1 protein-coding gene is annotated in these 2000 nt (G+C 40.0%); it reads left to right on the top strand.

Translation table 11 applies throughout. The features are described from left to right. Positions 1 to 1771 (top strand): NosD domain-containing protein (locus tag VN429_RS02235; protein ID WP_325629331.1); only part of this gene is annotated, 1771 nt, incomplete at its 5' end. Between the last annotated feature and the right edge of the window lie 229 nt (positions 1772 to 2000).

Below are 2000 nucleotides of genomic sequence, written 5' to 3'. Positions count from 1 at the left end.
GAGATGGGGAAATCCCCTAATAATGCCTAAATATAAAAGATTACTACTCCTTTTTTGGGTAATGATAATCGGGGTTACATCTCTTGCAACAGCAGGGATTCCACCACTGAGTGGCAATATAACAACAGATACTTCACTGACAGTAAAGATTGTTGATGTTTCTGCAACAATAGATGTGAGCCAAATCGGTGAGATTCCGCTCGGTCAGGTCCCTGATGAACGAATATCAATTACCACATCAGTGGTTAATACTGAAGCCAATGTGCTATCTGGGCTGCGCATCAAAACATTTCTGGTGAAGGAAGGACGAGAGGATACAATTAGTACCCAGTTGGGAAGCGATTTTAGGAATGTTGAATTAAAACCTGGGGAAGTAAAAGTTTTCACAAATAACTATATGATATCAAAAACTCTCAAACCCGGTAATTACAAGGTAATGATCAGAATTGATTCAGATGAGAAAGGGAGTAATTCATTTGTCCAATACATTAGTGATCATCCTGTAAAAATCGGCGCATATGCAGAAGCAGGAGGATCTGTGCCAATATACTCTCCCAGTTCAATTGAAAATCCGGGGTCATACCTGCTGATGAGGGACATTCAGGTTGGGGATCGGAGTGCTGGAATAAAAATTGCCAGTTCAGATGTCACAATTGATGGAGGAGGCCACACAATACAGGGAATTTCCACCGGGTTTAATTCAGCGATATATGCAGACGGAGGCAACACAATTAAAAATATTAATATCAGAAACTGTGTGCTTGACGGAGTTGATTTCGGAATCTGGTTTTATCGTATTGAGAGCGGATCCATTGTAAATTGCACATTTAAAAATTGTAAAAATATCGGCATACGTCTGGATCAGTCACGTTCCATATCAATTTCTGATAACAGCCTCGAAAATAATGTAATGGGCATCGGCGCATTCCAGTCAGTTGGAAATAAAATATTCAATAACTACCTGAAAAACCAATTCAACGCCGCTGCTAATGATGATCAACGTAACTTTTGGAATAGTGAAAAACAGGCAGGGACCAATATTGCAGGCGGAAGTATAAAAGGAGGTAATGTATGGCTCGATTTAAACGGAACCGGATACTCTGCTTCGAATCCGGATCAGAACCATGATGGAATTATCGATTCCCCATATACTATCAATGGAAATAATATCGATTATTTCCCCATATCCATCAATCAGGTTGCAACAGCCCAACCATCAGCCACACAAACACCTAACATTTCCCAGGATCAGACCGAACTTGTGATAAATGCATCAGATAATGTCTCAATTTCAACAACAGGTATTGCCGATAACCAGACAGGTATCCATGAAGAAGAAAAGATAAACACTTCTTCCCAATCACAAACAAAGGAGACAGAGAAAAAGGACCCGAGTAGTGGATATTTTGCAGAGTTGGTTCTAAGTAATTTGAATGCTACTGATAGTATTTGTAAATCATCTGGTCTTCCTGTAACGTGTACGATAGAAAATGTTGGAGATCTAGGGGCCAAATACTTCTCAGTTCATTACTATCTGTCAGATGACCAGGTAATTTCAGGAACAGATAAAGAACTCGGTTACCACACGTTTGAAAACCTTAACCCTCATGATAAACAGGAACTTGCTGATACCCTCCAGATACCTACGGGAACACCTGCAAAGATGTTTTTTATCGGTGCAATAGCCGACCCATCCAACGACATCTATGAGAAAGATAAGATCAACAACACGGTACTCCTTAATCACCGGGTGCAGATCAAAGACTGTTAAATTAATTGGGGCAATTCTCCAGAAGATACCAGCCTTTTTTCCCATACAGAGTCTGGCCCTGATTCAAAGTCAATTGCGAATACAAAATTCCCCCATTCTGCATCCTAAATAGGCGCTCGTTAATTCTTCAAGATTGGCTATTTGGTTGAACTCAGTATCATTCCATAAGATTGAAACTGTATGAATAGTGGCCCTTGAGACAAAGGTGTAAAACGGGAAACTACAAAAT

It is taken from the genome of Methanospirillum sp. (genome assembly GCF_035560735.1).
GTDB lineage: Archaea > Halobacteriota > Methanomicrobia > Methanomicrobiales > Methanospirillaceae > Methanospirillum.
This window is presented reverse-complemented; position numbering and strand designations above follow the sequence as displayed.